Source organism: Natronomonas sp., assembly GCF_028274965.1.
Taxonomy (GTDB): domain Archaea; phylum Halobacteriota; class Halobacteria; order Halobacteriales; family Haloarculaceae; genus Natronomonas.
Genome location: NZ_JAQCNO010000036.1, coordinates 1 through 1,816, shown reverse-complemented (window position 1 = coordinate 1,816; position 1,816 = coordinate 1). Strand labels below are relative to the sequence as shown.

Sequence of the window (1,816 nt, the reverse complement as noted above, 5' to 3'; positions counted from 1 at the left end):
CTGGAGGAGAAGTACGACATCGACGTCTCGCACGTCACGGTCAGCGAGTCCATCCGGGGGATGCGCGAGCACGGCGTCTTCCGCGAGGCCGTCATCCCCAACGAGGAGTACTTCATCTTCGGGCTGTTCGAGTTCAAGCTCAACCCGGAGAACTTCGACGACCGCTGGCGCGACGCGATGGAGTACATCCGCGACTCGCCGAACACGCTGTTCTACTTCCTCTCCGATGGGGAGTACCAGTGGAAGTCGGTGATGATGTTCGCCTCCCGGCAGGCCGAGTCCAAGTGGATCCACGAGTTCTACAAGACGCACGGGCCCGTCGTCGAGAACATCCGCAACTCCGTCATCCACAACGTGCTGAAGTTCCGAACGGACCCGGAGATCCTCGCGAGCCTGGACGAGAACAACCCCCGCGAGTAGCGCCGGCCTCAGCCGTCGAGCGACTTCTCGAACTCGTACTCGGCCGTCGTCTCGCCGCCGACCGCCGCCTCGACCTCGCGGGTCCGCTCGAACCCCCGCGATTCGAGGAAGCCGACGGCGACAGCGTTGTCCGCGAGCGCCGAGCAGACCATCCGCTCGGCACCGCGGTCGGCCGCCCACGCCTCGAGCGCCGCCAGCAGCTCGCTCCCGACCCCCTCGCCCCACCGGTCGGGGTCGACGTACAGCGTGAACAGCTCGACCTCGTCGGCCCACTCGCGCGCCGCGCTGGCGAAGCCGACGACCGTCTCGCCGTCCTCCGGGCCCTCACCGCCGGCCTCCGTCTCCACGGCAACGAGGAACCGGAAATCCGGTTGGTCGGCCGCCTCGGCGGCGACCTCGCCGAGGAACGCCTCGTCGTACAGGTCCGACAGCGCGGTCCGGACGGCGTCGGCCGATAGCGCGGCCGAGCAGGCCGCCCACCACGCGTCCGCGGCGACCGCGGCGATGGCATCCGCGTCGCCGGGTCCGGCTTCGCGGAGCCTCACGACGGGTCGGCCCCCTCGTCCGCGACGTCCGCCTCGGAGCCGGGGACGGCGGGAGCGTCCTCTGGTGCCTCGTCGCCGTCGCGGGCACGGGTGACGTAGTCGAAGAGCGCATCGGCGTCGGTGTCGGCGCCGGTCCGGGCGAAGAAGTTCGCCACGTTCCGGCAGTCACGCTCCAGGAACTCGGTGGCGTGAGGGTGATGCACCGTGACCGCCTGCCCGAGGTCCAGCAGCGCCAGCTCCCCCTCGTGGACGACGATGTTGTACTCGGAGAGGTCCCCGTGGACGAGGCCGGCGTCGTAGAGCCGACGGGTGTACTCCCGGACCACCTCGTAGGCGGTCTCCGGGTTCTCCACGTCCACCTCGTTGAGGCGGTGGGCCCGCCGGCCGTCGGTGCCGAGGAACTCCATCACGAGGACGTTCCGCTGCACGGCGACCGGCTCGGGGACCCGGACTCCGGCCGCGATGGCGCGCTTGAGGTTGGCGTACTCCTTCTTCGTCCACGCGGTGACGACCTTCTTCTTGTCCGAGCCGATGCCCTCGAAGCGGGGGTCGCCCTCGAGGTAGTCACGCATCGAGCGGAAGTCGGAGGCGTTGATGCGGTAGATCTTCACCGCGACCTCGGTGTCCGGGGCGGCCGCGAGGTAGACGTTGGCCTCCTTCCCGGTCGAGAGCGGGCCGCCGAACGCGTCGATGTAGCCGTCCTGGACGAGCTTGTACAGCGCGCCCAGGGTGGCATCGTCGAACACCGACGCCTCGACCTTGAACTGGTCGGCGTCCTTGATGCGCTTGCGGAACTCGAGGAACTCGCGGTCGCGCCGCCGGGCGATGCGGTCGGCCTCGGTGTCCGAGAC

General features: G+C 69.4%; 3 protein-coding genes. 1 reads left to right on the top strand and 2 read right to left on the bottom strand.

Features of this window, described 5'->3' with window-relative positions; all coding sequences use genetic code 11:
- The coding region (locus Q0916_RS05120) for a winged helix-turn-helix domain-containing protein (protein ID WP_299235271.1) at positions 1-420 on the top strand (420 nt) is incomplete at its 5' end.
- Between the two features lie 8 nt (positions 421-428).
- On the opposite strand, the gene Q0916_RS05115 is transcribed toward Q0916_RS05120, so the two are convergent.
- Positions 429-965 (bottom strand): GNAT family N-acetyltransferase, encoded by a 537-nt coding sequence (locus tag Q0916_RS05115; protein ID WP_299235268.1) that lies wholly within the window; start codon positions 963-965, stop codon positions 429-431.
- The coding region (rio1, locus tag Q0916_RS05110) for a serine/threonine-protein kinase Rio1 (protein WP_299235265.1) at positions 962-1,816 on the bottom strand (855 nt) is incomplete at its 5' end. The genes Q0916_RS05115 and rio1, both read right to left, overlap by 4 nt.